This window comes from Labrenzia sp. OB1, from assembly GCF_001624695.1.
GTDB lineage: Bacteria > Pseudomonadota > Alphaproteobacteria > Rhizobiales > Stappiaceae > Roseibium.
In genome coordinates this window covers 82,955-109,952 of record NZ_JSEP01000008.1, presented here as the reverse complement: position 1 = coordinate 109,952, position 26,998 = coordinate 82,955, and the positions used below count along the sequence as shown (strand labels likewise).

Annotated in this window: 22 protein-coding genes; 8 read left to right on the top strand and 14 right to left on the bottom strand. The window is 58.8% G+C overall.

The genetic code is table 11. From position 1 onward, the window contains the following. The first annotated feature begins 3 nt into the window (after window positions 1–3). From OA90_RS12775 to OA90_RS12750, 6 genes are all read left to right on the top strand, one after another. Window positions 4–1,839: an ABC transporter substrate-binding protein gene (locus OA90_RS12775; RefSeq protein WP_199823694.1), complete on the top strand. Its 1,836-nt coding sequence runs from the start codon at window positions 4–6 to the stop codon at window positions 1,837–1,839. Window positions 1,840–1,918: 79 nt separating this feature from the next. Continuing rightward, the gene (locus OA90_RS12770) at window positions 1,919–2,920 is read left to right on the top strand and encodes an ABC transporter permease (protein ID WP_068411854.1); all 1,002 of its coding nucleotides are present in this window, start codon (window positions 1,919–1,921) and stop codon (window positions 2,918–2,920) included. Further along, complete coding sequence (locus OA90_RS12765; protein WP_082837016.1) at window positions 2,921–3,826, top strand: ABC transporter permease; 906 nt, start codon at window positions 2,921–2,923, stop codon at window positions 3,824–3,826. Next, window positions 3,823–4,803 carry an ABC transporter ATP-binding protein gene (locus tag OA90_RS12760; protein ID WP_068411851.1) on the top strand — a complete coding sequence of 327 codons (981 nt, stop codon included), beginning with the start codon at window positions 3,823–3,825 and terminating at the stop codon, window positions 4,801–4,803. The genes OA90_RS12765 and OA90_RS12760 overlap by 4 nt, the downstream gene beginning before the upstream one ends. Then, the gene (locus tag OA90_RS12755; RefSeq protein ID WP_068411848.1) at window positions 4,794–5,627 is read left to right on the top strand and encodes an ATP-binding cassette domain-containing protein; all 834 of its coding nucleotides are present in this window, start codon (window positions 4,794–4,796) and stop codon (window positions 5,625–5,627) included. Before OA90_RS12760 ends, OA90_RS12755 begins: the two co-directional genes overlap by 10 nt. A 55-nt stretch (window positions 5,628–5,682) precedes the next feature. Then, on the top strand, window positions 5,683–7,206 hold the full coding sequence (locus OA90_RS12750; protein WP_068411844.1) for a DUF5060 domain-containing protein: 1,524 nt from the start codon (window positions 5,683–5,685) through the stop codon (window positions 7,204–7,206). 126 nt (window positions 7,207–7,332) lie between these two features. On the opposite strand, the gene OA90_RS12745 is transcribed toward OA90_RS12750, so the two are convergent. From OA90_RS12745 to OA90_RS12730, 4 genes are all read right to left on the bottom strand, one after another. After that, the gene (locus tag OA90_RS12745) at window positions 7,333–7,860 is read right to left on the bottom strand and encodes an OsmC family protein (RefSeq protein WP_082837015.1); all 528 of its coding nucleotides are present in this window, start codon (window positions 7,858–7,860) and stop codon (window positions 7,333–7,335) included. A gap of 14 nt (window positions 7,861–7,874) precedes the next feature. After that, window positions 7,875–9,809, bottom strand: a complete 1,935-nt coding sequence (locus OA90_RS12740; protein ID WP_068411841.1) for a tripartite tricarboxylate transporter permease — start codon at window positions 9,807–9,809, stop codon at window positions 7,875–7,877. Window positions 9,810–9,875: 66 nt separating this feature from the next. After that, window positions 9,876–10,949 carry a hypothetical protein gene (locus tag OA90_RS12735; protein WP_068411838.1) on the bottom strand — a complete coding sequence of 358 codons (1,074 nt, stop codon included), beginning with the start codon at window positions 10,947–10,949 and terminating at the stop codon, window positions 9,876–9,878. 35 nt (window positions 10,950–10,984) lie between these two features. After that, entirely contained in the window at window positions 10,985–11,854 is an 870-nt protein-coding gene (locus OA90_RS12730) for a fumarylacetoacetate hydrolase family protein (protein WP_068411835.1), read from the bottom strand. A 90-nt stretch (window positions 11,855–11,944) separates the two neighbouring features. Here OA90_RS12730 and OA90_RS12725 point away from each other — a divergent pair, with 90 nt between their 5' ends. Both OA90_RS12725 and OA90_RS12720 read left to right on the top strand, forming a co-directional pair. Continuing rightward, window positions 11,945–12,673 carry an FCD domain-containing protein gene (locus OA90_RS12725; RefSeq protein WP_068411832.1) on the top strand — a complete coding sequence of 243 codons (729 nt, stop codon included), beginning with the start codon at window positions 11,945–11,947 and terminating at the stop codon, window positions 12,671–12,673. Then, window positions 12,670–13,416: a sulfite exporter TauE/SafE family protein gene (locus tag OA90_RS12720; protein WP_068411829.1), complete on the top strand. Its 747-nt coding sequence runs from the start codon at window positions 12,670–12,672 to the stop codon at window positions 13,414–13,416. The genes OA90_RS12725 and OA90_RS12720 overlap by 4 nt, the downstream gene beginning before the upstream one ends. Before the next feature lie 135 nt (window positions 13,417–13,551). Here the strand turns inward: OA90_RS12720 and OA90_RS12715 are convergent, their stop codons facing one another. From OA90_RS12715 to OA90_RS12670, 10 genes are all read right to left on the bottom strand, one after another. Further along, on the bottom strand, window positions 13,552–14,862 hold the full coding sequence (locus OA90_RS12715) for a BatD family protein (protein WP_068411826.1): 1,311 nt from the start codon (window positions 14,860–14,862) through the stop codon (window positions 13,552–13,554). Next, the gene (locus tag OA90_RS12710) at window positions 14,859–16,397 is read right to left on the bottom strand and encodes a VWA domain-containing protein (protein WP_068411823.1); all 1,539 of its coding nucleotides are present in this window, start codon (window positions 16,395–16,397) and stop codon (window positions 14,859–14,861) included. Before OA90_RS12710 ends, OA90_RS12715 begins: the two co-directional genes overlap by 4 nt. Continuing rightward, complete coding sequence (locus OA90_RS12705; RefSeq protein ID WP_068411821.1) at window positions 16,394–17,377, bottom strand: VWA domain-containing protein; 984 nt, start codon at window positions 17,375–17,377, stop codon at window positions 16,394–16,396. The genes OA90_RS12710 and OA90_RS12705 overlap by 4 nt, the downstream gene beginning before the upstream one ends. Beyond that, a complete protein-coding gene (locus OA90_RS12700) occupies window positions 17,374–17,844 on the bottom strand; it encodes a DUF4381 domain-containing protein (protein WP_068411818.1) in 471 nt (156 codons plus the stop codon). The genes OA90_RS12705 and OA90_RS12700 overlap by 4 nt, the downstream gene beginning before the upstream one ends. Beyond that, on the bottom strand, window positions 17,841–18,845 hold the full coding sequence (locus tag OA90_RS12695) for a DUF58 domain-containing protein (protein WP_068411815.1): 1,005 nt from the start codon (window positions 18,843–18,845) through the stop codon (window positions 17,841–17,843). The genes OA90_RS12700 and OA90_RS12695 overlap by 4 nt, the downstream gene beginning before the upstream one ends. A gap of 11 nt (window positions 18,846–18,856) precedes the next feature. Next, on the bottom strand, window positions 18,857–19,858 hold the full coding sequence (locus OA90_RS12690) for a MoxR family ATPase (RefSeq protein WP_068411812.1): 1,002 nt from the start codon (window positions 19,856–19,858) through the stop codon (window positions 18,857–18,859). 33 nt (window positions 19,859–19,891) lie between these two features. Beyond that, a complete protein-coding gene (locus tag OA90_RS12685; RefSeq protein ID WP_068412333.1) occupies window positions 19,892–21,589 on the bottom strand; it encodes an alkaline phosphatase family protein in 1,698 nt (565 codons plus the stop codon). A gap of 140 nt (window positions 21,590–21,729) precedes the next feature. Continuing rightward, window positions 21,730–23,298 carry an arylsulfatase gene (locus OA90_RS12680; protein WP_208986109.1) on the bottom strand — a complete coding sequence of 523 codons (1,569 nt, stop codon included), beginning with the start codon at window positions 23,296–23,298 and terminating at the stop codon, window positions 21,730–21,732. 188 nt (window positions 23,299–23,486) lie between these two features. Beyond that, a complete protein-coding gene (locus OA90_RS12675) occupies window positions 23,487–25,436 on the bottom strand; it encodes a multiheme c-type cytochrome (RefSeq protein ID WP_068411808.1) in 1,950 nt (649 codons plus the stop codon). A 107-nt stretch (window positions 25,437–25,543) separates the two neighbouring features. Then, window positions 25,544–26,743 (bottom strand): AI-2E family transporter, encoded by a 1,200-nt coding sequence (locus OA90_RS12670; RefSeq protein WP_068411805.1) that lies wholly within the window; start codon window positions 26,741–26,743, stop codon window positions 25,544–25,546. Window positions 26,744–26,998: the final 255 nt, after the last annotated feature.

The window sequence follows — 26,998 nt, the reverse complement described above, 5'->3', positions numbered from 1 at the left end:
CAGATGACAGATGTCGGTACGCCGAGAAACGAAACGCTCATCGTACAGACATTCGATGGCCGCTCGTCCAATGCCACGCAAATGAACCCGCTGAACAGGTATGCTCACTGGCGCGGGTTTCGCGAATTAGGCTGGAGCTATCTCTGGGAAATGGACACCTCGACGGGTGAATCCTACCCGGAACTGGCCGATGGTTTTCCGGAAGTCCTGAACGACGATCACACCAAATTTCGTATCAAGATCCGCGAAGGCGTCCATTGGAGCGACGGCGAGGAATTCACGACCGACGACATTATCTTTTCGATAGACACTGCCTTCAAGTATCGCGACAAGCTGACCAATGTCACCAACTATGTCACCTTCCTGAAGGACTGGAAGAAAATCGACGACTACACGTTCGAAGTCGAGACTCAGAAGCCTTCATATGACTTTCTGACCCGTATGGGGGTCTACACCTGGGGGTCTCATATCGTCTGGCTGCCGGAGCATGTTCTGGCTCCGCTCGGCGACGAGATCGTCACTTACAACAATGAAAAACCCGTTCTGCTTGGTCCCTACACGGTCAAGGAGTACGACCCGAACGGCTTCTGGCAGCTCTGGGAAAAGCGTGACGACTGGGAGCGTTCAGGCTGGGGAAATCTCGTCGAGCCGACACCGAAATACATCCTTTACAAGGACTTTGGAACGGAAGAGACCCGCAGTCTCGCATTCGTCCAGAACCAGTACGACATCGACACCTTCATGAGCCCCGATACCATTGAGGCTGCCCAGAGGCGTAACCCGGCTATCGAAACTTTCGCACCGGTGTTTCCTTTCCATGACATGAACGACGCATGCGGCTGGGGTGTTTATTTCAACCTGCAAAAGTCGCCTTATGACATGAAGGAACTTCGCTGGGCGCTTGCTCTGTCGCTGGACCTCCAGCAGGTCGGCATCAGCGCTCTCAACGGTCAGTTCAAGTCGACGGCTCTGCCCGTTGCCGATACTCCGGTGACGCGGCCGATCTTTCACGAACCGATGCGGGATTTCCTGAAGAACCTCACTCTGGATGACGGCTACAAGCCCTTCGACACGTCCTTCAACCAGAAACTTGTGAAGGTTCTGGCCGAGCAGGGCGTCGATCCCGAGAAGCTGCCTGAAGGCGACGGCATTGTGGATTCCTTCGGCTTCGGCTGGTGGAAGCACGATCCGGCGGAGGCTGAAAAACTGCTGGCCTCAGTCGGCATTGAAAGGGGCAGCGACGGGTTCTATGCGCTTCCCGACGGATCGCCGATGGTGCTTGAGTTCGTCTATCCGGCGGACTGGAACAAGATCCTGCAGCGGCTCGGTTTCTCGATTGCCGACAGCTGGCGGCAGGCCGGGTTCAACATCAATGCGCGCCAGGTCGATAACGGTGAGTTCAACACCTACATGCGGACCAATGCACGTTTCCAGATGACGATCGCCTGGAACCAGCAGTGTGTCTTCAACGCCAACTGGCGCAACAACTGGCGGCAGTGGTCTCCCGAATTCGTCCTTCCGGCGGATTCCACCGACGCCGACCAACGACTGGACGGCAACTATGTTCGGATCACCGACCCGCGGATCTACGATCTGGTGGCCACTGGTGCGACCGTGCCGACGAACGATCCGAAGATGGCAAAACTCGGACGGGACATTCAGAAAATCGTGGTCGAGGAGATGTACATGCTCCCGCTCATGAGCATTCCGACAACCATCCCGACGAACAGCACCTACTGGACCAACTACACCAAGGCGGACAACTTCTATGCGCTGCCCTACTCATGGTGGAGTTCCTTCAAGAAAACCGTCGTGAACATCGAGCCGTCAGGCAAGTAATCACGGCCAGGTGTCGAAAGACGAGGCGGCCTGACGCCGCCTCGTTGACCGTCCATCTCATATTTTGCGGGAGCACGCCGTGGGCGTCGTAACGTTCATCGCCAAACGGATAGCGCTATATTTCGCTGTTCTCTTTATCGGGCTGTCCATCACCTTCGCTCTTCCACGCTTTATGCCCGTCAATCCGATCGACGGATATATTGGCGAACTTCAGAGCCGTGCCAGTGCGACGATTGCTCCGGAAGGCCTCGCCGAGTTGCGCAAGAGCCTGGAAGAGCTCTATGGCCTTCAGGGCAGTGTCTTCGAGCAATATCTGGCCTACATGAAGCGGGTCGTGATCGATTTCGATTTCGGACCGTCCTACACGTATTTTCCGCATCCCGTTTCCTCCATGCTGGCCGAAGCGCTGCCATGGACGATGGGCCTGCTCATGACCGCGACGGTCATCGCCTGGTGCCTGGGAAACACGGTGGGACTGGTGGCCGGGTATTTCTACAAGAAACGGGCCGCCTCGATCCTGGAGTTCGTGGGTATTCTTCTGTACCCGATCCCGTATTACATCCTGGCGATCTCGGTCTTGATGATCTTCGCCTATATCTTTCCGATCTTTCCACTGTCCGCGACTTTCCCGGTCGGCGCATTGACGCTCGATAAGGCCGGCACGATCCTGTTCAATTCACTGCTGCCGGGCCTGGCGCTCGTCCTTGCCGGTTTCGGATGGAACATCCTCAGCATGAAGGCGCTGGCGATTGCGACCAGCGAAGAGCCTTACGTCACTTTCGCGCGCCTCAAGGGAACCACGCACCGGACCCGGATGATCCGGTATGTTTTCCGCAATGCGCTGTTGCCGCAAGTGACCGCCCTGGCCTTGTCCCTGGGTGTCATCTTCAACGGTGCGCTGCTGACAGAAATCATTTTCTCCTATCCAGGCATCGGATTGATCATGCGCCAGGCCGCAAGCGGCGGAGACTACAACGTTCTTTATGGCGCAATAACCGTCTCGATCATTGCGGTCGCCACGGCAGGTCTCCTGATCGACCTGGCGTATCCTCTTCTCGACCCAAGAATCCGGCATAAATAGATGGCAGAAATCGGCGAAACCGCAACTTCAATTCCGGTGCCCGCGGCGCGGTCCTCGGAGCGTCGCAGGGAGTCGATCCTCTGGTTGCTCACGCCCCGTTTGATCATCGGCCTGACGATCCTGCTCGTCATGGGGGGCGGCAGCATGATTTTGCCGGTGTTCGCACCGGTCGATCCCTCCTTTCAGGGCTCCTACACGCGAAACCTGCCACCTTCGTTCGATCATCTGCTTGGAACCACGGCGCTCGGCCAGGATATCTTCTGGTATCTGGTCTATTCCATCCGCAACTCCCTGATCCTTGGCATCGTTGTCGCGGTCGGGGTCACGGTGATTGCAACGACTGTCGGCCTCAGCGCCGGTTTCGTCGGCGGCAATTTTGAGCGGTTTGTGATGCTCATTGTCGATACGATCATCACCATACCGCTGTTGCCTGTCCTGATCATTCTGGGGGCGTTGATCCGCGGCAACACCTCGTTTCTCGCCGTAGGCTTCATCATCATCATCTTCGGCTGGGCCTGGGATGCCAGGACCGTAAGATCCATGGCGCTGTCGCTGCGGGAGCGTGAATTCATAAACATGGCGCGGTTCTCGGGCGCCAACACGCCGCAGATTATTCTCAGGGAAGTCTTTCCCTATGTCTCCGCCTACATTCTGGTCGGCTTCATCAATGTCATTCTCTTCGCGATCAACACGGAAGCCGCCCTGGCGGTGATCGGCCTGTCGAAGGTCGAGGTTCCGACGCTTGGATCGGTCATATTCTGGGCGCTGAATTTCAACGCGCTCTTTACCGGTCATTACGCCTGGATGATTGCCCCGATTGTGGCAACGGTGACCTTGTTCCTGGGGCTCTTTCTGACGTCGACCGGCTTCAACGCCGCATTCGCAACCAAGCGTGGTGTGCAATGATTGAACTGAATGACATCGTGGTCAGCTACCGGACCGAACGCGGCAGCATCAATGCCGTGGACGGGGTGAATCTGGAAATACCTGATGGCTGCATCGTCGGCATCGCCGGTGAATCCGGCTGCGGAAAGTCGACGCTCATGCGGGCGATCTACGGTGACATTCTCTCACCGATGTCACTGTCTTCGGGGACGATAGAATACGGGTTCAACGACAGAAACGGCGAACCGGTGACGAGTGAAAACGTCCGCAACGAATGGTTCAGGACGCTGTCCTACATCCCGCAGAGCTCAATGAACTCGATGAACCCGGTCATCAGAATCCGAGAACAATTCATTGATTTTCCCGGCACCGACCCGAACAAGAAACGGGTTCTGGAGCAGGTGAGGGAGTATATCGGCAAACTCGGCCTGCCGGTGGAAGCGCTCGATTCCTTTCCGCACCAGCTCTCCGGTGGCATGCGGCAACGGATGATGATCGCCCTTGCCACTTTCTTCCAGCCCAACCTGATCATTGCCGATGAACCGACAACCGCGCTGGATGTTGTGGTTCAGAAGGAAATCCTGCTTCTGCTGATGGAACTGCAGGAACAGATGGGCAATACGATCCTGATCGTGTCGCACGACATGGGGGTGCACTATCAGGTGACCCACAAGATGCTCATCATGTATGCCGCCAAAGCAGCCGAATATGGCGATTCAGACAGCGTTTTCGACGAGCCGCTGCATCCCTATACAAAAATGCTCATCGGATCGCTTCCCACCATCGGAGAAGATCGTGCCCGGCACGGTATTCCGGGCAGTCCACCCAGTCTGTGGGGGGACCTGCAAGGCTGCCGGTTCGCCGAACGCTGTCCGCTGGCCACCGGCCTTTGCCGGAGCCAGGAGCCACCGCTTGTAGAACACAAGCCGGGCCACTTCGCAGCCTGTCACTTCGCAGGTGCAGATCTTCCCGATACAGGAGGCGCCGGATGGCAGTGATCCTCAAGACAGTCGGTCTGAACAAGGTCTACCGCCTTGGCAGCTTCTTCCGGGCGAAGAGAATTCAGGCGCTGGACAACGTCAATATCACTGTTGAAAGCGACCGGCCGGTGATCATCGCTGTCGTCGGCGAGTCCGGAAGCGGCAAGACGACACTGGCCAAGACCCTTCTGCGGCTGGAAGTGCCGACGTCCGGCTCTGCCGTCGTCTACGACAAGGAAGTCGCCGGCGCGGGCTCTCGGCCTTCGCGGCGGGAGTTTCTGAAGTCGATCCAGCCGATCTTTCAAAACCCATTCGAGGCATTCAGCCGCTACCGGAATGTCGATGCCTATCTTCACGAGACCGCCATTCGCGTCGCAGGGCTCTCGGCGCCAGACGCCAGGGATGCGGTTGCCCATGCGCTGTCGTCGGTCGGTCTGGAATACAATGACGTGGTCGGCAAATACACGAACCAGTTCTCGGGAGGAGAACTGCAGCGGATTTCCGTCGCACGGGCCCTGATCCCCGAACCCAGCCTTATCGTGGCCGACGAACCGGTGAGCATGATCGACGCATCGCGCCGTATGATCATCATCAATCTGTTCAGGAAACTGCGCGACGAGGAGGGCCGCAGTTTCCTGTACATCACCCACGATCTGGCGACCGCCTACTACATCAGCGACTTCATCGCCGTGATGAAGAAGGGGCAGGTTGTCGAGTTCGGCAAGGCACAGGCTGTCATGTCCGATCCGCAGCACGAATACACCCGCCTTCTTCTCAATTCCATTCCCACCACTCGTCAGCGCTGGCGTCCTCGCAACGTCGCGCCGGCCACCTTGAACTGACGGCCCGAAAGAGCCTCGGACAATCAACATCAATACGCCAAGGGAGGGACGTTTCATGTCCAGCGCAACCACGATCGCACAATACGATATTTTCGAACACGAGATTAAGGCCGACATACCCGGCAATCCTTATCTCGACACCGAGTTCTGGGGCGTATTCGCCCTGAACAACCGCAAGATCAGGGTTCCCGGTTTCTACGATGGCGACGGCGTCTTCAAGGTGCGTTTCAGCCCGGATCATCCCGGCGACTGGACGCTGACGACCGAGTCGGACACCGCCGCGCTCAACGGTCAGACGGCAAGCTTCACCGCGACAGAGCCGCGCGAAGGGGTTCGCGGCCCGGTCCATGTGCGCAACAGGTTCCATTTCGCCTATGCGGACGGAACGCCGTATTTCCCCTTTACGACAACCTGTTACGCCTGGACCCATCAACCGCTGGAAATGCAGGAACAGACCTTCAAGTCGCTGGAGGATACGAGAGCATTCAACAAGCTGCGCATGTGCGTCATGCCGAAGTCCTATCCCTACAACCAGAATGAGCCGCTGCACGATGTTTATGAAGTGCGTGCTGACGGCAAATACGACCCGGATCGTCCGAACTTCGCGGCGTTCCGGCATTTCGAGAACCAGATCGCGCGTCTGGCCGAGATGAATATCGAGGCGGATGTCATCATCTTCCATCCCTATGACCGCTGGGATCACTGCATGTGGACGGAGGAGCAGGACTATCGCTACCTGCAATATCTCGTCGCCCGCATCGCCGCGTATCGTAATGTCTGGTGGTCATTGGCCAACGAATACGACTTCATGCTCGATGTGAAGCCGATGGACCGCTGGGACCGGTTCTTCCAGATCATCGAGGAAACCGACCCGTATCTGCACCCGAAGTCGATTCACCAGGGCAATCCGGACCTTTGCTACGATCACAGAAAACCCTGGGTCAGCCACGTCAGCATCCAGCATTCCGATGTGTCGCAGACACCGGAATGGCGGGCTCAATATGGCAAGCCTGTGCTCAATGACGAGATGCACTATGAAGGCAATATTCTGCAGTTCTGGGGCAACATCACGGCAGAGACCATGGTTCACCGCTTCTGGATGACCGTTCTGAAAGGCGGCTATGCCGGACACGGCGAAACCTATGTGCACCCCCAGGACCTCTTGTGGTGGGCCAAGGGTGGAGAGCTGCGCGGCCAGAGCCCGGAACGCATCGCCTTTTTGCGCAAGATCATCGAAGAGGACGTCAGCGAGGGCCTGACCCCGGTAGACGAGATCCCCGGTTTCCGGTCTCACCGGCTCGTCGCCTCGTCGAAGGAAGGTGACCTTACCTACATCTATCTCGGCGAGCACCGGCCTGTCGTCCTGTCCACCGGATTGCCGATGGAAGATGGCGACTATGAGATCGATATCATCGATGGCTGGAACATGACGATCACGCCAGGCAAAAAGGTTCCGGCGCCCGTGCCCGTGGCCACCCGCCACGGCGCCATCACACGCGGAGGTAAACCCGACGCCGCCTTTGGTGTGGAATTGCCGGGAAATCCCTATCTGTGCGTGCGTGTGCGTCGTCGCCGGTAACCGGCCCTATATGAAACTAGGGGAAGGCCGCCGGCGTGGCCTTCCCGGTGCTGCGAAAAAATGCTCAGCGCTTCAACCGCGCCTGAGGCGCGGCCGTTTACCGGGAACCGCGGGAAATCCTCAAGGTTAGTCGACGTTTCCGTTGTAATCCGCTGCTGGCTTTTGCGTCCAGGTCACAGTCATGTCGACCTTGGCCGCGGCGAACAGGTTCATGACCGGACAGCGGAATTCGACATTCTTGCAAAGCTTGCGAAACCGCTCGTCAGGCTCGTTGGAATAGACGGTGATGTCGAGTTTGCCGCTTTCGAAATAGGGGCGGATGCCCGGCACGCCTTTCGGTCCGCGCACATCGATCTGGCTTTCGCAGGCAAAATCAACGCCGGAATAGTCAAAACTCATCGCCTTGGCGACGCCGTTGATGATGACACCGTCACAGCCGACCAGAGCGATCAGCACGGTTTCGAGCGGGCTCGGCGCGGAGTTGGTCCCCCCAAGCGAGGCGGGCTCGTCGGTGTAGGCCGCATCGAAATCCCTGACCTGGATCTTGGTGCGTGTGCCAGCGGCGTTGGTTGCCTTGACATGGCGGACACCGATCTTGCGTGTTTGCGGGTCTATGCTCGGTTCGATGATGTCTGCGTCGATCATGTCGGACATGGAAGATCCTTCCGTCAGCTAAAGGGAATGAGGGCTCCGACGGGCGCGTCGCCTCGCAGGAGGTCGAAAAGCAGCCGGATCACGGCGAAGACGGCCGTGCCGTAAATCAGGCCGGTCCAGATCCGCATGCGCGCCTTCACCAGAAGCATCCACGCAATCAGGGCGACGGTCGGGATGCTGAGGCCGAAGGCCCAGACAGCCACGGCGTAAACGAACAGCGCGACCAGGACCCAGAGCTCATTCGCATCGCGGCTGAAGTCATTGCGATAGCCACGGAGACCGCGCACGAGCAGATAGAGGGCGAGCGGCAGTCCGGGCAGGATTGCCAGACCCGGCATCAGGCGCGAGGCCGGATTGAAAGAGAAGGTCTCCCACAGCGCATAGGCGAACATCACCGAAACGATGGCGGCCAGAACCAGCGCAATGCCATGGCTGGGTGCATTCAGCGTCGGGAGGGCATTTTCAGGCGCGGGCTCGGCTTTCCGCCCCCTGGCTCTCAGCCGGCGCACGAACGAGAGAAACATGGGAATGACGATGACCGAACCGATGATGAGCACGCCGGGTCGCGTGAGCCAGGACCAGCCGTAGATCTGGTTGGTCAGCCAGAAATACTGTTCCATCGGCCCGGAGAGCACGAAGCCGACAAGAGCGGGCGCGCGGGGCCAGCCCCCGTGTTTCATCAGCCAGCCCAGACCGCCCAGAAGGAACAGCATGAAGATATCGCCCATCGTCGAGGTGGACTGATAAGCGCCGATCACCATGATCAGCACGAGCGGGGCTGCGATGATCGCAAATGGTATGCGTGTGAGGCGCGCTAGGGCAGGGGTGATGGCAAAGCACAATCCGGCGCCCACCACGGACGTCAGGGCCACCGACCAGACGATCAGGAACATCAGGTCCGGGTTCTGGGTGATCATGCGCGGCCCGGGATAATAGCCGAACGAAAACAGGGCTCCGAGGAATATGGCAGCCGCCGGTCCTCCCGGCACGCTGAAGAGAAGAGTGGGCACCAGGTCGGAAATCACTGTGGCGTTGTTGGCGCCTTCCGACGCGGCGATGCCTCGGATCTCGCCCTTGCCGAAGCGCGATTTGTCTTTTGTTGAATGAATGGCATGCCCATAGGCCACCCATGTGGACGCTGACGCCCCGACGGCCGGCACGAACCCTCCGAAGACACCGATCACCGCCGCACGCAAGACCAGCCACTTGGCCTTCCAGAAGTCCCGGAAACCTTCGCCCCAGTGATCGACTTTTACCCGTTCATGACTGATTCCCCCGCCCGCGGCGAGCATCGAGATCACTTCGGCGACGCCGAAAAGGCCAAGCGCGACGATGGTCAGTGAAAATCCGTCGAGCAGATAGACCTGATCGAATGTGTAGCGGAAATCGGCGGCCGCCTGGGCCGGGCCGACGACCCCCAGGAGAACCCCGAGACAGGCAGCGGCCAGCCCCTTGGCGAGATCCTTGCCAATCATCGAAGCGGCATAATACAGGCCGACGAGCGCGAACATGAAGAGTTCGGGCGTCGAAAGCATCAGCACGATCGGTCCGGCTATGGGGATAGCGACAAAGAGGATCGCCGCGCCTGTGAGCCCGCCGACCATGGAGGCAAGGAACCCGACGCCGAGCGCCCGCGAGGCCTGTCCCTGTTTGGCGAGCGCATGGCCTTCGATTGCGGTCGGGGCGGAGGCGGGAGAGCCCGGCGCGCCGATAAGGACGGAGGTTATCGTGTCCGAGGTGTAGACGACCGAGACCGCGCCCAGAAGCATGGCGAGACCGGAATAGGGGGCGAGATAATAGATGAAGGGCAGAAGGATCGACACCGCAGCGACGCCGCCGAGACCGGGAAGCATTCCGAAGACCATTCCGACAATCATGCCCGTGAACAACGCTGCCAGACGGATAGGGTCGAAGAGCGCGTCAAGCGCCATAACCGCGTTTTCGATCATGAAAAGGTCCCGGGAAAAGGAAACTTGCCCGGGCCATGTCAGTCATGGCCCGGGCAGCGGTACGGATCAGAAGGTGACCCCGAATTTGCTCGAAAGAAGGTTGCGCAGATAATCCTTTACCTCGGTGCTCGGAGACAGCGCGGCCTTGACCGCCGATTCTGTGTCCGGGCCGGCATTGAGCCGCGCGCCGTTGGTCACCTTCTGGCTTTCCTCCTGGAATTCCGGATCCGCGTTGATCGCGGCGACCGCTTCTGCGAAGGCGTCGAGAACCTCCTGCGGAGTGTCCGGATGCATGTAGCCGGTCAGGCCGTAGGCATAGGTCACCGAGGCAATGCCCTGGAAGGCGTCCCATTCGATGCCCGACGGCGCCTTGCCGTTGAGTTCCTCATAGACTTCATAGACTGAGGGCAGTTCCGGGGCGATCGGATCGCGCGCCTTCAGAACGCCGTCCTCCATTGCGCCACCTGTCCAAAGCGGGACCGCGCGGCCTTCGGCAACGGAGGGAACGACCTGTGTCAGATAGACAGGCGTGAACTGGTAATCGATGTTCAGTTCGCCCTGTTCGAAGGCCAGCCGGACCGGACCGCGGCCGTTGAACCCGAGAACGGACTTCACATCGACATCGAGCACCTCGAACGACAGAAGACCGGGAAGGTCCGAGGCCGCGGCAGCGATCCCGCCGTAGATAAGCGGCACGCTTGAATCCCTGATGCCGGCTGCGTTGGTGACACCTGTAGTTGGCGACACATAGGCAACGGCACTGAAGGGATGGCTGTAGGCGACACGGTAGTCGGCGAGCTTGTACTCGACACCTTTCTGACCGAGAACGAACGGGTTCGCTGTAGACGACGTGGTGAACAGGATTGTCGTGCCATCGGATTTTGCGTTCTGCTCGAACCAGTTGGCACCGAGAATCGACCCGCCGCCCGGGCGTGACACCACATCGAGGTCAGGGTTCCCGGGCAGATGCTTTTCGAGATAAGGCTCCAGGAATTTGGCCGACACGAATGTCGCGCCGCCTTCGCCGAACGGCACGACCACCTCGATGGTCTTGCCGGAGAACAGTCCGTCCTGGGCCCCTACGGCCAGGGTGCTCCCCAGGACGATGGCGGCCGCAACTGATAGCCTCCGATTTAACATGATGTTATTCCTCCCTTGGCAGATGCAGTTCTGGCTCAGCCGATCGTATTCTCGAGCGTTCCAAGCCCAGTGATAGTGACGCGCATCGTGTCGCCACTCTTCAGGTATTTCGGCGGATCGAAGCCGATTCCCACTCCGACGGGCGTGCCGGTGGCGATGATGTCGCCCGGCAGAAGCGTCATGGTTCGGCTTATGGTTTCAATGAGAGTCGGGATGTCGAAGATCAGGTCGGCGACCTTCGCCCGCTGCCGTTCCTCGCCGTTGATAAGGGTGACAAGCTCGAGCGAACCCACGTCACCGATCTCGTCCGCAGTGGCAATCCACGGTCCCATCGGACAAAACGTGTCGATGCCCTTGCCGATGACCCACTGATTATGGTTCTTCTGCAGTATCCGCGAAGTAACGTCGTTCACGGCCACATAGCCGAACACGTGATCGAGTGCTTCTTCCCTGGAAACCTGAAAGCAGCGCTTGCCGATCACCACGCCAAGCTCGCCTTCGTAGTCGGTGCTGTCCGTATGATCGAGCGACGCCTGAACGACATCTCCCGGAGCGCAAACACTCGTCGTCGCCTTGGTGAAAATGACCGGGTGGGACGGCACTGCTTCCTTCGCACTGGAATCGAAGCCGCTGGAATGGAACTCCGCCGCATGGGCGTAATAGTTCTTGCCAACGCAAAAGATGTCGCGCAACGGCTCGGGGATCGGCGCAAGCAGGTGAACCTCGCTCAGCGGCAAGTGTCTTCCGCCACTGGATGCCCAATCCGCAACCGCATTTTTTCCGCCCGAAATTACATTCAGAACGGCGCGCCGTGCGGCCTCGTCCTCAGCGCATATCACCGCTTCGCCGCCGTCAATATAGCCGGCGGCAAGGGTCTGGCCGGTATTAAAGGTAATGAGTTTCATTTTCTCGACATTGTTAGATTTTATCGATAATAATTAAGATCATAGAAAGTCCTGAGTGTCAATCAAAGTGCCGGAAACCGTGATAGACAAATGAAAACAGAAAGTTATACAGAAGCACGCGGCCAGGGCGCGTCTGAGGGAGCGACACTCGCGGACACCGCTTACGGACGGCTGAGACGCGATATCATCACGTCCGTGCGGGCTCCCGGCGAACGCTTGAGGATCGAAAAACTCAAGTCGATCTACCAGATCGGACCGACACCACTGCGCGAGGCAATGCAGAAACTCGCCCAGGACGGGCTGGTTGTCAGCGAGGGCAATCGCGGGTTCACTGTCGCCCCGCTCGATCCGGCCGAATTCAAGGACCTTAACCTTGCGCGCACCGTGATCGAGAAGGAGGCGCTCAGGCTTTCTATCGAACAGGGGGACGACGTCTGGGAGGCCCGGGTCGTCGCCGCGGGCTATATCATGGCAAAGGAGGATGCCGCGCTGATGAAGGCGCAGGGACATGTGCCGGACAGTTGGGAGCGCGCGAATTCCGGATTGCACTTGGCATTGGTTTCTGCCTGCGGATCCGCCTGGCTGCTCAAGCTGCGTGGCGGTCTGCACGATCTGTGCGAGCGTTACCGCCGGGCCTCCGTCTATCAGAAAATAGGTGCCCGCGACCTGACCGCGGAACATGCCGCAATCGTTGATGCCACGCTGGCCCGAAACGCCGATCTTGCCTGCCGTCTGATCGAGGAACATTTCGCGCTGACCGCGTCGGCGCTTGCCGCCAGCCGGGACCCCGCCGGCGACGGTGAACAGGACAACAGATGACGGGGTCGGTCTTTCTGTTTTTGATCGCGGGTCTTGTGGGAGGAGCTGTCAACGCAGCAGCGGGCGGCGCCAAGCTTTTCGTCTTTCCGCTTCTTCTGGCGACCGGATTGCCGCCGATTGCAGCGAATGTCACACAGGGCGTTGCGCTCTGGCCGGCCCAGCTGCCGGCAATCTGGGTTTATCGCCGCGAACTTGCAGGCGAGATGAAACGCCTCTGGCGCCAGATGATCCCGGCGCTCGCCGGTGCCTTGCTCGGCTCGCTCGTCATGGTGAATTCCAGTAACGAAGCCTTCGTCAGGGTCGTGCCGTTCCTGCTCATTATCGCTGTGGTCGCCATCGTGCTGGGGCCCAGGACGACCGTGCTGATGCGCCGTGCTTTCCCCGGCGAACGGCTTGAGACAGCTGTCGCGGTATTGCTGGCGATTTTCGGCTTTTATGGCGGTTTTTTCGGCGCCGGTCTGGGCTTCATGCTTCTGGCTGTTCTGTCGGTTTCCTCCGGGATGGGTGTCAGCCATGTGAATGGTGCCAAGAACCTCTTCGCGGCGGCTATCCAGTCCGTCGCGGTTGTTCCGATGATGTTTTCGGGTCTGGTCGACTGGGTGGCGGCCGTCTGCGTTCTCGTGGGCGGTGTCGTCGGAGGATATGTCGGCGCAAGCGTGACCCGGCGACTACCTGAACCCGTGGTCCGCTATGGCGTCGCGGGTATCGGTCTCGTCCTGACGCTGTCGTTCCTGTTGCGTTGACGGGTTTCTCAAGAAGGACGGCAGAGCGGGCGCGCCGTAAGGGGCTGTATTTGATGCCGCATGTTTGACGGGACTTGCTCCCCCCAGCCGCGGGAAGACATGGTGAGAGTCCGCTGTTTTTCGAAGGTAGATACTCTACGCAACGGGGTTCATCGGGGGAAGCTTGTTCCGGTGTCCGGATTGAGCAGCCCTCGCAGTCCTAAGTCTGACGGCTCTCGCTGCCAGGGCGAGTGCTTGCCAATGTGCAATCCTGTCACGCGTGCGTTCCGTCGTGTCGGGACCGAAGAACCCGGAACCGAGCCGGGTCATGGCTACGTTGAATTCCTGCCAGTCGACATTCGGGTAAAGACTGTCAACACGGCGCTTCCATGTGACGGCAGAAAGCATTGCGCGGTTGAAATCTCTGGAGCCCAGATCGCGCTTGAATTGCCGGTAAGCATAAGGCTCGGAACTCTTGATCCGGTCGCGGAATTCAAGAAACCTGGCCGATCGCAAGAACCGCCGGAGGAAAAAGAAAACCAGAACGACGAGGGCCAGGACGCTCAACAAGACGTCGGTCGATTTCCAGAAACCGGTGTTGCTGTCGTCCGGAGATTGCAAGTTCGTAATCGGCCCGCCTGATACAGTGAGTTCGATTTCGGGCAGCGTGACCATCTCAACCTTGCCGCTGTCCAGATTGTACCATTCCAGAGACGCTGCCGGGATCGTATAACTTCCGGCAAACTCCGCCATGAGTGTCACGACCTCGCTTCTGCTGCCGCTGATGACGCCGCGATCTTCGGTTTCCTCCATGACAGGGCTTTGTGCGTAGTCCGCCAGGCCATCCTGACCCGCGATGGGCGCCAACGGAGGCAGGAACATCGGAGATACGCCGGAGACCCTGGCGACCGTCTTCAGGACAAGCGCGTCCCCTTCGGCAAGGCTCGAAGGATCGCCCTCGACAGTTCGCTCAAGCGTAAGGGAGCGGGCGGCGATGAAGGGGGACAGATCCTGCGCCTCAGACGGAACGACACCGGAGATTTCGAAGGCAGGCGTTTGCACCTCCACACGAACAGCTTCGCGCGTCTGTGGGGCCGCATAAGTGACCGTCAGCGTGTCTTCCGGGATTCTGAACCGCCCGGGAAGCATCGGTGAGATGTGATAGGCCCGCGTCACGCCGGACCAGGTTTCCCCATCCACGGTTTCACTCGTCGGCCCGGTTCCACGCGAAGGCACACGCACGATGACATTCGGCACTTCGAAAGTCGGAAAGACGGCCGGTTCGGGAAGCCATGTCGGCACAAGAACGGTAATCCGGAGAACCAATGCCTGACCGGGTATCGTGCGCGTCTCGTTCAGATCCGTTCTGACAATCGGCTCGACGGGCGTCTTGGCCTGTTCCTGGGCCTGTGCATGGGCGAAAATCAGGAAAAACAGCGGTAGCGTGAAGACAAGCAGCCGTCTCATCGGGGGCTCCTGGCGGCTTCCAGAGCGAAACGGGACTTCATGAAATCGCCGGTGCGCGTGTCCACGGTTCGCATCCAGGCTTCCGCGGTTTCAGGGACAATCTCGCCGGTTGATTGTTGCGTCTCGCTCTTCGTACCGCGCCCTGCATCATTGTCGAACACGACGTCGTCGGCGCCTATGCCGCTTTCTTCGCCGGTATCCGATTGCTCGCGCGTTGTCTCGATGTAGTAGAGAATATCTTTCGCAAGCTCCAGGTTGTGCTGAGCCGCGGCATTGTCCGGGTCTCTTTCGACGGCCTTTTCGAAGGCGGCAATCGCTTCCCGGTACTTGCGCGAGCGGATGAGCGACAGGCCTTCGCCCATGGCGGCATTGGAACTTTCCTGCCAGGCATACAGCTCGGCCGAGGTTTCATAGCGCCCTGCGCGGTAGAGCACATAGGCTTTCCATTCGGGATCCTCGAACAGGCTCGCCGCCTTTTCGAAATCCCTGGCTTCAAACGCCAGACGTCCTTGCTGATCCGGTGTCAGGAACCAATCCCGCCATCCATCGGCACGCGCACTGCCGTGAGAACACGCGATCATGGCGGCGATGAGCCAGACTGACCACTGCATTGTCCAGCCGCGCCGGAACCACAACAGCGCGATCAAAGCCGCCGGTACCGCGAAAACCCAACCCTGATCCTTCCAGTTTTGCCGGTCGTCCCTGGACAGAGCATCCTGATAGGAAACCTCGATCCGGCGGATGACCTGACTGACGTCGGAACTGTCGACCGTCAGGTCGACAAGGGCGGCCGTGGGGACCGCTTCCAATGCGGAGCGAGCGGCCTCATCACACCCGATTTGCCAGAAAACCACCGGAGCGCCGCCATCTTTCGATTGTTCCGCGAACAAGGATCCGTCGGCATCCGTCAATCGGTCCAGTACAATCAGGATCGAGCCAGGGGTGTCCTGTTTGCCGAGAATATCATTGGCCATGAGCAGGGCGGGCGAGGCGGCTTCACCGTTTCGCGGCATGATATCGGGAGACAGACCTTCAAGAAACGGCTTGAGAACGGCCGGATCTTCCGTCAGGGGCACAACCTGATGGGTCGTCCCTGCATAGGCGATCAGCGCGGTTTTGGCGCCGGAACGGCGTTCAAGAAGATCGGTTATCTTCTGTTTGGCGCGTTCAAGCCGGTTGGGTGGAATATCCGATTGCATCATGCTGCCGGTGACCTTCAGCGCCACGACCAGAGGCGCAGTGTCCGCGACCAGCGGATCGGGCAGACGCGACCACGTCGGGCCTGCTGACCCCAGCAGCATCAGTATGATCGCGGCGCTGACACCGTCAATGGGAAGCAGGCGCGCTCCCGGCTCGGCGCCCACACTCAAGGCATCTGCGAGATGAGGCGCGATACCGGCCGGCAACGTCTCCCTTGTTTTCCCGAAGCGGCGAACGGTCCACCATAGCGCGGCAATGAAGGGCAGTCCGGCCAGCCACCAGGGACGGATGAAATGAAAAAGCGTCAGGGCATCGGGAAGCTGGTCCGGCATCATGCTTCCCTCCGCCGATATGTCGAGATCTGAAGAAAGGCGACAGTCAGAAACCCGAGCAGCGCAGCCGCCGCCAGCAAAATATGACTGAGAGACTGCCTGGGCCGGTAGCTTTGTGTTTCGACCTCGCGCGGAAGCTGTTCCGCGACTCTCGTGTAGATCTGCGCAAGGGCCTGCTCGCTGCCGGCAAACTGATAGGTTCCACCGGCTGAGGCGGCAATGGCTTCAAGCGTCTTCTCGTCGAGCCTCTGATCGCCGCTCCCTTCAGGGTCACCGACACCAATGGTCAGAATATCGATGCCGTACCGCGAGGCGATGGACGCCGCGTTCACCGGCGTCATCCGGCTGCCGGTATCGCCGCCGTCACTCAGCACGATCAGGAGACGTTCTTCTATTTCGCTGGCCTGAAAGGTCACAATAGCAAGACCTATCGCATCGCCGAGCGCGGTATGAGGGCCGGCCATGCCGACTTCGGTCTGGTCCAGCAGCGCCCGCAACGATTCAAGGTCCTCGGTGAAGGGGGCCTGCACAAAAGCTCTGGTTCCAAAAACGATGAGAGCAACCCGATCATCCTCGCGGGTTGAAATGAATTTTCCCACCACGGCCTTCACCGCTTCCAGCCGTTGGGTACGGCTACCGTCAAGCGCGGGAAAGTCCCGTTGGTCCATTGAACCGGACAAGTCGATGGCCAGCATGATGTCGCGGGCGGATTTTTCGACCACAATTGCATCGCCGACCTTTTCGGGCTGTGCCAGGGCTACAACAAGCAGACCCCAGATTGCCGCGGCCGATATCATCTGCAAGATCGAACGGCGAAAGATGACCGATCCGGAGGAAGGGGTGAGGCCGGTGGCGACAACTATCTTGCGGAAAAACGGAAACCGTGTCCCCGGAACCTGTTTCCTGTGCGGCGGCAAGAGGTAGAAAACCGCGAGCGGGAGCGGCAGCAGCAACAGGACGAGCGGGAAGGCGAGTTCGATCATGCGCCGGGCCCGCGATGTTTGCGTATCCAGGTGCGAACGAGAGCTTTCAGGGAAGCTTCCTTTTGACCTGCAGCATAGGGCGCGCTCGCCAACTGCTCCCCCGGGCCTGCCGAAAACCCGTTGCCGCCATAGGCGCGGTCCAAAAACGTCAGCCAATTCTTGCCGCACAACGACGCGACTTCGTCTCGCGGGAAGGCAGCCAGCGCAGTCCGGCGCACAAGCGTTGCCAGATGGGCCGCATCGTCCGGGCAGTCCAGCAGTTCGCGCAGGGCCTGACGGCGATAGGCGTTCTTCCGACGGTATCTCAGGAATTGCCAAACAAGGGCTGCCAGACCAAGCAGAAGGGCCAACCCCAGCCAGATCCAGCCGGCGGTCTGTGGAAACATGGAGATCGGTGGAGGCTCTTGTACGGGGTCAAGCAAATCCAACAGATCAACCAGATTTAAGCCTTCCCAAGCGTCCTTCATCTCTGATTTTTCCGAATTGAGCCGCGATGACCGGTCAGGCGAAGGATCTGGGGAAGGGTATCTTCCCCGGTGTCGAGCGGCAAAACGGAAAGCCCGAAACGCCGCTGCCAGGAAAGCAGCTTGTTCAGCCTTTCGCTGACGAACATCCTGAGCGACTGATCGGTCTGACGACTTGAGGTGTCGAGCTCTGCCTGCAGGTTTCCATCCGAAACAACCAGTTTGAATCCTTCCGGAATATCGCGGGAGATCGGATCGGTGACGGGACACAGAATCAAGTCGTTGTGTCGTGACAGCGTTCCGATCATTTTCTCCGTCTGTACATCGATCTCGTCGAAGTCACTGATGATAACGACGAGGTGGTTCCGCCTGGCGATCCGAAGTGCGGAAGCGAGTGGTTGATTGAGCGGCATGGCTGGGTCCACGGTCGGTGCATCTGCGGAAAGCGCGTGGTTCGCCCGCTCAAGGGCCAGCAGGAACTGGTCGAGGGCCTGACGGCTCTTTCTTGGCCGCAGTTCCCCCACAGACTCATCGCCAAAGACAATTCCGCCGATACGGTCCCCCTGATCGAGAACCCGGAACGCGATCAGGGCAGCGGCTTCGGCTGCGGTGACAGATTTCATGTTGTGGCGCGTACCGAAAAACATCGAAATGCGCTGATCGACCAGAAGCAGCACGGGCCGGTCGCGTTCTTCGGTAAAAACCCGCACATGCGGAGAGCCGGTGCGGGCCGTCACCTTCCAGTCAATCGTTCTGGGGTCGTCGCCCGGCAGGTATTCGCGCAATTCCTCGAAGTTCAGTCCCCGGCCGCGAAACCGGGAAGCGTGCCTGCCGTTCAACACACTGGCGGCCGGCTGTTTAGGCAAAAGACGCAGACTGCGTCCCTGAAACTCGAGCGCGCGCAAGCCGGAACGGGTGATGTGGATGCGTGGATCTTCGCCCGCACGAACGGTATCCGGCCCGGCGGTCAGGCCAACACGGGTTCTGGCGGCGTGATCTCGCATCTTCCGTGCCTTCAGGTCAGGGCGACTTGCGCCGCGATGTCTTCAATGACCCTGTCCGGGGACAGGCCGTCACCATCCGCTTCGAAACTGAGGGAGAGCCTGTGCCGGAAGACATCGTTCAGGATTGCCCGGACGTCGACGGGATCGACGTAATCACGGCCCTTCAACCAGGCATGGGTCCGGCTGCATTTGTCGAGTGCGATAGACGCGCGCGGACTGACGCCGATTTCAATCCAGCGGGCAAGATCCTCCGAATAAAGCTCAGGCGTCCGGGTCGCCTGAACAAGATCGGCCATATAGCGCTCGATCGCTTCGGACACATGCAACGCGGCAATCTCCGCACGGGCGGCGAATACGATGTCCCTGGAGATCGGCGCGGGGCGTTCCTTCGCGGGTGCGGTTTCGCCACCATTGGTTTTCGCAAGCGCCGCCTGTTCTTCGCCGCGCACCAGACGGATGACCTTCACTTCGTCCTCCACCGGCGGATATGTGATCATCACATGCATCAGGAAACGGTCCATCTGGGCTTCGGGCAGGGGATAGGTTCCCTCCTGCTCGACCGGATTTTGCGTCGCCATGACCATGAACAGGGGCTCCATCTCATGAGTGGTTCCCGACACCGTGACTTGTCGCTCCTCCATGGCCTCAAGCAGGGCAGCCTGCACTTTCGCCGGCGCACGGTTGATTTCGTCGGCAAGCACGATATTGGCGAAGATCGGACCCTTTTCGAAGCGGAACGTACCGGTGCCGCCCGACTGGTGATAGACTTCCGTGCCGGTCACGTCGGACGGCAACAGGTCAGGAGTGAACTGGATCCGGCTGAAATGAGCGTCGATGTTCTTTGCCAGCGCCTTGATCGCGCGGGTTTTGGCAAGTCCCGGAAGGCCCTCGACCAGAAGGTTGCCATTGGCAAGCAAGCCGATCACCAGCCGGTCGATGACGCCCTCCTGGCCAATGATCGACTGCTGCATCCGGTCTTTCAGATCAAGAACCTGATCGAGGGTATCTGTCATGCGGGCGATATCCGATGGGCTGGAAATTCAGTCTCAGGGAAGGGCTTCTGTCAGCACCTGGCCGCGCGAACCGCTCGGCGGCTTGATCTTCAGATAGGCGGCTATGGTCGCGGCAACATCGACCGTCTCCACCCGCCTTGCGATCCTTTGCGAAACGATTCCGGGTCCTGCGAAGATGATGGGAACATGTGTGTCGTAGGACCAGGGTGAACCGTGGGTCGCGGCGACGGTCAATCCATCGAATTCGCCAACGAACCAGTGCGGTTCGAAGACGATGTAGATATCGCCGGACCGATCCGGATGAAAATTGGCAAGGACCGCCTCGCTGACCGCTGTCCTGGCAACATTTCCCGACCGAAGATCCTCGCTTGAAATCGCATAGGCAATGCCCGGCATTTTCTGGAGTTCATCGGCAAGTCTGCGGGAAACGGTCGCCTTGTCCAGCCCCTTCTCGTCCAGCACGGCCTGATTGAGATAGACGTAAGGCTGGGAAAAATTCTCCACCAGTTCCTCGGCGATACCGAACTCGGCCTTCATTGCTTCGATCGCAGGCCTTTTGTCGACATCCTCGAAATTGAAATAGCTCGCGGGGATCCCCAAAGAGGTCAGATAACCCGGAACTTCAGCGGCACCATGATCGGCCGACAACACCACAAGTGTGCGCGCGAGGCCGATTGTCTCGTCTATGTATTGGAGGAAACCGGCAAGAGTGCGGTCGAGCCGGCGAAGATTGTCTTCCGTCTCCAGACTGGAAGGCCCGAAGATATGACCGACATAATCCGTTGAAGAAAAGCTGACTGAAAGATAGTCGGTCACATCGTCCGTGCCGATCTGCTCCGCGTCAATCAGGGCTTTTGCGAAATCGGCCGTCAACTCATCCCCGGCGGGACTGAGGGTCAGGAGCGTTGTGTAGTATTTGCCGTCACCGGCACCATAGGGATGCGGAAACGCACGGCCGAATCCGGGGAAATCGGTCTCCCATTCCATGTCGTCGGCGTCGCCGAAACGATAGGAAGTTTTTTCGCCGGACAGCTCCCAGGCACCATCTGCATAAGAGCCTGTCAGTCCTTTGTCGTTCCAGGCGCTCACCCAATCCGGGTACTGATCCATATAGTAGCTGGAAGTTATGAAGCGGCCTTCGCTTTTCGAAAACCAGAAGGCCTTGCCGCTATGCCCGGCCATGGAAATAGCGCCGCGATCCTTCACCGAAACACCGAAGACCTTGGGTCCTCCTGCTATGCCGATGGAAATCTCGTCCGCGATCGTGGACGACAGGATCGCATTGGGCGAACGGCCGTCCGTGGTTGCAGCCCGTTGAGTGGGGTCGATCTCGGATGATTGATCCACGCCGCCCTGGCTGAGCAAGGGGTAATCCGCATCCTGAACGTTGTAATAGGGGCGGCCGGTCTTGCGGTCGAACCAGAGGTTGGCGACCATGCCGTGGACGGCGGGATCCGTTCCAGTGGCAAGGGTTGCATGACCGACAATCGTCTCGGTATTGGCATGCCGGTGGTGCGCGTCGGAGTAGACAGTGCCGTTTTCCAGAAGATATCGAAAGCCGCCTTCACCGAATTGCTCGCGGTTCCGGTAGAGCAGGTCGGCACGCAGTTGGTCCACCGTGATCTGCAACACCAGGCGCGGAGCCAGCGTCTCCGCGATAACCGCTTCGGACCAGAAGCCGGTCAGAAGGACACCGGATGCCAAGCACAGTTGCTTTACCCGCGATTTCATCTGAACCTCTCCATGATGATCCGTGAAAAGACCGTAACTGGAAAACCCCTTGAATTGGGGCGTCTTTTTCATGCCTGGACATACCGCTTGCCCAACCCGGGCGGCTAAGCCTCCGCCCGGGTTGGGATATGTCGTAGCCTTTACTTTGATCCGGTTGATTGGGTCATCATTTCCATGACCTGATCGATGGAGAAGCTGGCCGGTTTCTGGCGTGGCGGGAATTCCTGGAAGGTCTCAAGGAAGTTCGCGACATATTGCTGAGCCGGCACCAGGAAGAAGACGCGGTCGATCATCCAATCGTAGTAGGTGTTGGATGTGACATGGGCCCGCTCATAAGGATCCCGGCGCAAGTTGGTGATCAACGGCACACGAAGTAGGGTCCAGGGCTCGATCCAGGCTCGCAGTGTCGCGAATTCCTTTTGCTCCAGGAAGATTGCCTTCCAGTCGTCATACCGAAGAGCCGTCAGTTCACCTGTATCGGCAAAATAGAAGATTTCCCGACGCGGACCTTCCTCGGCTTCACCCGTGAGCACCGGCAGGAAATTATAGCCGTCGAGATGGACCTTGTACTCACGGCCGATGGCCTGGACGCCACCTTCCTTAAGCTTCGCCTTGATGTCCGGATCGCCAACTGCTGCCAGATATGTCGGCAACCAGTCCATGTGATGCATGATTTCGTTGGAAATCGATCCGGCTTCGACCTTGCCCGGCCAGCGAACCATGGACGGCACACGCCAGCCACCTTCCCAGTTGGTGTTCTTCTCACCATAGAACGGGGAGGACGCCGCATCCGGCCATGTGTTCATGTGCGGGCCGTTGTCGGTCGAATAATGAACGATTGTGTTGTCCGCGATGCCGAGTTCGTCGAGCACCGCAAGCAACTGTCCGACATGGCCATCATGCTCCAGCATGGCGTCGCTGTATTCGTCCTGTCCGGAAATGCCGCGCACTTCGTCCTTGATATGGGTGCGAAAATGCATCCGTGTGCCATTCCACCAGACGTAGAACGGTTTGCCCTGATCGTTGGCGCGTTTGATGAAATCGATGGCGGCCGCCACGGTTTCATCATCAACGGTTTCCATCCGCTTCTTGGTCAAGGGACCGGTGTCTTCAATGGCCCCATCAGCAGATGATTTGATAACGCCGCGGGGGCCAAACTTTTCCCGAAAAGCCGGATCTTTCGGATAATCCGGGTTTTCCGGCTCTTCCTCTGCGTTCAGGTGATAGAGGTTGCCGAAGAATTCATCGAACCCATGGTTGGTCGGGAGCATTGAATCCTTGTCGCCAAGATGGTTCTTGCCGAACTGGCCGGTCATGTAGCCGTGTGGTTTCAACAGGCCGGCGATGGTCGGATCTTCCACCTGCATTCCAAGATCCGCGCCCGGCAGCCCGACTTTGGACAGGCCTGTCCTGAAGACGCTCTGTCCCATGATGTAGGAAGATCGGCCGGCGGTGCAGGACTGCTCGCCGTAATAGTCGGTGAACATCATGCCTTCTTTGGCAATCCGGTCGATGTTGTCCGTCCGGTATCCCATCAGACCGAAAGTATAGGCCGAGATGTTGGATTGACCGACGTCATCCCCCCAGATGACCAGTATGTTCGGCTTTTCCTCTTCTTGCGCAAAGGAAGGCGTGGCTATTGCCAGAAGCAATACCCCTGCCGCACAGGCAGACAATCTGCCGGTAAACGATCTCATTCCCGCAAACATAGTGTGATCCTCCTTATTGCAAAAATTATCAATGCATCTTTTGCGGACCATGTTTTCTCATGGCCTAACAGTCATCAAGAGTTAGAATTTTCTCTTCGTCAATGGAAAAGCTGTTGAAGAATTTTTCTCTCTTTTTGGATGTATAGTATAGCTATGTAGATTATACGTATAATGTATTAGGTATATTTTTATCTTGACGTAAACTGGCGCTTCAGATCAAGAAGCACGGCGTTGTCGGGAATATTCTGCAAGGCTCTCTGAAGAGCAACTTCCGCACCCGCCAGATCGCCTGCTGCCATGCGCAGACGAATCTGCATGATCCAGGCTTCGGCCAGTTGCGGATCAAGGGCGGTAGCCTCCTGAAAGGCGCGGATCGCGGCTCTTGAATTTCGCAACACCAATGCGGTTCCGCCAAGCGCCATATGGGTTTCCGGAAAATCCAGTTTGGCAGCAAGAGAGTCCTGCCATTCACGTTGAGCCGACCGTGCAGACAAACGGCTTCGCTCCGGTGCGTTGGCCAACGGAACCCGCAGCACCTGGCGGGCTGCGGCGATGCGAACAGATTTGACCGGATCCTCAAGAGCCACTGTCAGGAGGGCGATCCCGTTTCCGTCCGTATCGAACCCGGCGAATGGCACGGCGGCGGCCCGAACAAGTGGATCCGAATCCGCTAGAAGACCGGCGGCCAGAGCGCGCTGATCCGGTCCGATGCGCGTTCCAAGCAGGTTGAGAGCAGACGCACGGACGATGCCTGGAAACGCATCGTGAAGGGCAATATCGAGGAGGTCTTCACCGCCTCTGTTCGTGTTTGCTCTTGCGGCAGAGAAAACCTCCCCGAAATGCGGGCCTCTGTGCCGGCTGCCGGGATAACGGTTTGTCAGGATATCGGCTGCCCAGGCGGCCGTCTTGTCCTGATGACAATCGTTACAGGCATTCGGCGTGCCAATTTTCACGCTGACATCGGGGCGGGGCACGCGGAACGAATGATCCCTTCGGCCGTCGACACCCATATAGGTTCGCTCGATCATGTGGCAGGACACACAGGCCGCGCCCGCGCTGTCCGGCTCATGGAAGTGATGCGCGGGGTCGTCGTACGACTTGTTGGCAAGGGAGGTGAAAGCAGGGTTGCCCGCACTTGAATGGCACTGCGTGCAAACAGCATTCCCATCGGCCTTCAGTCGGGCGCTGTGCGGATCATGGCAGTCAGAACACCGGACACCCTTGGCGTACATCTTCGACTGGAGAAAGGAGCCGTAGACATAGACCTCGTCCAGGATCTGGCCGTCCGGGTGATAAAGGCCTTCGCGCAGCAGCGCGAGCCGGTAGCTGTCGTGAAACGGTGTGCCGGGCGCGGGGTTCCCGTCCTCGAATGGTTCGCGCCTTGAATGGCAGCCGGCGCACTGCTGGATTTCGGTCTCTGCAATTGTTTCCCTGAAACTCTGCAGAAGCCCCCGATCATCTGTTCCGGGAAAGGGACTTTGCAATCCGGCGTCTTTGTTCGCCGCCCATTCGACATGGGCTTCGCCAGGCCCGTGGCAGGCCTCGCAGCCGACACCGGTTTCGGCCTGTGTGCTGCTATACCGCCGGGTCCGGGCATCGTAATTCTTCCGGAAATCAGTCGCGTGGCACTCGGCGCACCGTGCATTCCAGGTCTTGTAGGGGCCGGACCAGTGAAAGCCGTCGTCCGGCGGAAGAAGCTGATCGGGATAAAGGTGGAACCAGTTCTTTTTCTCACTGTCCCAGACAACGTCGAAAGACTGCAGTTTTCCTGGCTCGGTTTCGACAAGATACTGTTGCAGTGGCTCAACGCCACCGACGCCTTTGACCTCAAGCACCTTTGGCCCGTCAGTGAAATCCTCGGTCTCGATAAAAAAACGATCACCTTCACGAAAGAAACGTGTCGTTCTCCCGCCATGTTCAAAGACTGCTTCATCGAAGTCACCTGCGATGCTCTCGGCGGATGGCGGTCGCCAGGCATCTGCATGATGACTGGTTTTCCAGGAGCTATACTCAGCCGAATGGCAGGTCCCGCAGGATGCGGAGCCGACATAGGAAGGCGGGGGCTCTGCGGAGACGGTCGAGTTCATTGCGCAACCAAGCCCGAAGAGAACCGCCAGGCCCCGTCTAAACCAATGCATGCCACCTCCTGCATGCCAGACGTACATTGGTGATTGCCCAAGGTTGACTTAGGTTGCCCAGGCTGGCGTGAGTCAATTTTTTGCTGGCCTGTCTGTCCGGCACAATGTCACCTCTGTTTTTTCAGGACTTCCAATTCAGCGCGCAGAGTTTCCAGTTCCCGGGCAAGGTGCGTTTGTTCCGGTGGACCGGTGTCAGGCATGGAAGGGTTCACACTGGCCTCCTCGGTAAATCCACCTGACCGGAGGGACTGTTCGAACACGGCCCATACCGTCAGGAACAGACCCGCGATCACGGGACCGACAATCAGTCCGACAGCTCCGAAGGTTGCAAGTCCGCCAAAGGTGCTGATCAGGACAAGAAGGTCGGGCATCCTCGTGTCGCGCCCAACCAGAATAGGGCGCAGCAGATTGTCGACGGTTGTCACCACCAGACCCGTCCATATCGCAAGCCCGGCGGCCGCGACCAGTTGTCCATTCGCCGCCAGAACGATTATGCCCGGAATCAGAACGAGCGTCGGGCCGATGCCGGGGATAACGGAAAAAACCGCCATGACGCATCCCCAGAATGCGGCGCCCGGCAGCCCGGCTATCCAGAAACCGATTCCGCCAAGAACCCCCTGGGCGACACCGATCAGGAAAGTTCCCTTGATGGTCGCGCGGCTGATGGAGACAACCCTGTCGGCCAATGTATTCTGCACCTCAGACGGCAGTCCGGAATGGATCAGCATCTGTTGGAACATGTTTGAGGTCTGCGGCAGGAAAAACAGCATCGCATAGAGCATGATGAAGATATTCAGAAAGAAAGTGACGGTGCCCTTGGTCACCTGGGACAAGGCTACCACAAAAAAATCGGCTATCTGTCCTGCCGCTTGCCCGATCTTCTGAGCGACCGTTGCTCCAAGCCCGGCAACATCGACCTCGAAGGGGAGCCAGCCCGGCAATGTCTTTTCGATTGCTGCGATATCGACTGTCTCGAGCCAGGCCGACGTTGTCTTGGCAACGCCTGCCGCCTGTTGCACACCCAGGACTATCACCGCGCCGAGTGGCAAAAGTACACCGACCGACAGAAGCAAAAGCGTGATAGCGACCGCAACGCTCTTGCGGTGTCCGGTGCGCTCGAAAACCCGGCGATACAAGGGGGCGGACATGGCGCTGAAAACGGCCGCCAGAAAAAGCGCGATCAGATAATCCCAGATCAGCCCCAGAAAGGCGGCGCCTGTCGCCAGGGCGAGCAAGCCGATCAGGAACAGCTGAAAGTATGCCTTGTCCTCCTGTTTTTCGTCCGGCATGACGCGCTCATTCTCCATCGTGCAGTCTCTCCCCTCGCGCTCGAACACCCGGAACAATTTAAAGTTTAGCCTTTTTTCGCCAGGAACCCTAAGCTAATGTCGACACCTGATTGCGAAGGATACTGTCCATGCCCGGCGCTTCCGGTCTGAGGAACGAAATTTCACAATTGAAGGCGGACTCCGAGACAAAGCGCAAGCCTCGTCGGCAGCGCGCGAAAAAAACGCCGGCCGAGAGTTCAGAAACTCCGCAGAAACCTGACCCGGATGAAATAC

Excerpts from the sequence above, each read along its gene's own strand:
- OA90_RS12775 (WP_199823694.1), top strand. The coding sequence starts at position 4 with ATGACAGATGTCGGTACGCCGAGAAACGAAACGCTCATCGTACAGACA.
- OA90_RS12765 (WP_082837016.1), top strand. The coding sequence starts at position 2,921 with ATGGCAGAAATCGGCGAAACCGCAACTTCAATTCCGGTGCCCGCGGCG.
- OA90_RS12760 (WP_068411851.1), top strand. The coding sequence starts at position 3,823 with ATGATTGAACTGAATGACATCGTGGTCAGCTACCGGACCGAACGCGGC.
- OA90_RS12755 (WP_068411848.1), top strand. The coding sequence starts at position 4,794 with ATGGCAGTGATCCTCAAGACAGTCGGTCTGAACAAGGTCTACCGCCTT.
- OA90_RS12750 (WP_068411844.1), top strand. The coding sequence starts at position 5,683 with ATGTCCAGCGCAACCACGATCGCACAATACGATATTTTCGAACACGAG.
- OA90_RS12745 (WP_082837015.1), bottom strand. The coding sequence starts at position 7,860 with ATGTCCGACATGATCGACGCAGACATCATCGAACCGAGCATAGACCCG.
- OA90_RS12740 (WP_068411841.1), bottom strand. The coding sequence starts at position 9,809 with ATGATCGAAAACGCGGTTATGGCGCTTGACGCGCTCTTCGACCCTATC.
- OA90_RS12735 (WP_068411838.1), bottom strand. The coding sequence starts at position 10,949 with ATGTTAAATCGGAGGCTATCAGTTGCGGCCGCCATCGTCCTGGGGAGC.
- OA90_RS12730 (WP_068411835.1), bottom strand. The coding sequence starts at position 11,854 with ATGAAACTCATTACCTTTAATACCGGCCAGACCCTTGCCGCCGGCTAT.
- OA90_RS12725 (WP_068411832.1), top strand. The coding sequence starts at position 11,945 with ATGAAAACAGAAAGTTATACAGAAGCACGCGGCCAGGGCGCGTCTGAG.
- OA90_RS12720 (WP_068411829.1), top strand. The coding sequence starts at position 12,670 with ATGACGGGGTCGGTCTTTCTGTTTTTGATCGCGGGTCTTGTGGGAGGA.
- OA90_RS12715 (WP_068411826.1), bottom strand. The coding sequence starts at position 14,862 with ATGAGACGGCTGCTTGTCTTCACGCTACCGCTGTTTTTCCTGATTTTC.
- OA90_RS12710 (WP_068411823.1), bottom strand. The coding sequence starts at position 16,397 with ATGATGCCGGACCAGCTTCCCGATGCCCTGACGCTTTTTCATTTCATC.
- OA90_RS12705 (WP_068411821.1), bottom strand. The coding sequence starts at position 17,377 with ATGATCGAACTCGCCTTCCCGCTCGTCCTGTTGCTGCTGCCGCTCCCG.
- OA90_RS12700 (WP_068411818.1), bottom strand. The coding sequence starts at position 17,844 with ATGAAGGACGCTTGGGAAGGCTTAAATCTGGTTGATCTGTTGGATTTG.
- OA90_RS12695 (WP_068411815.1), bottom strand. The coding sequence starts at position 18,845 with ATGCGAGATCACGCCGCCAGAACCCGTGTTGGCCTGACCGCCGGGCCG.
- OA90_RS12690 (WP_068411812.1), bottom strand. The coding sequence starts at position 19,858 with ATGACAGATACCCTCGATCAGGTTCTTGATCTGAAAGACCGGATGCAG.
- OA90_RS12685 (WP_068412333.1), bottom strand. The coding sequence starts at position 21,589 with ATGAAATCGCGGGTAAAGCAACTGTGCTTGGCATCCGGTGTCCTTCTG.
- OA90_RS12680 (WP_208986109.1), bottom strand. The coding sequence starts at position 23,298 with ATGTTTGCGGGAATGAGATCGTTTACCGGCAGATTGTCTGCCTGTGCG.
- OA90_RS12675 (WP_068411808.1), bottom strand. The coding sequence starts at position 25,436 with ATGCATTGGTTTAGACGGGGCCTGGCGGTTCTCTTCGGGCTTGGTTGC.
- OA90_RS12670 (WP_068411805.1), bottom strand. The coding sequence starts at position 26,743 with ATGGAGAATGAGCGCGTCATGCCGGACGAAAAACAGGAGGACAAGGCA.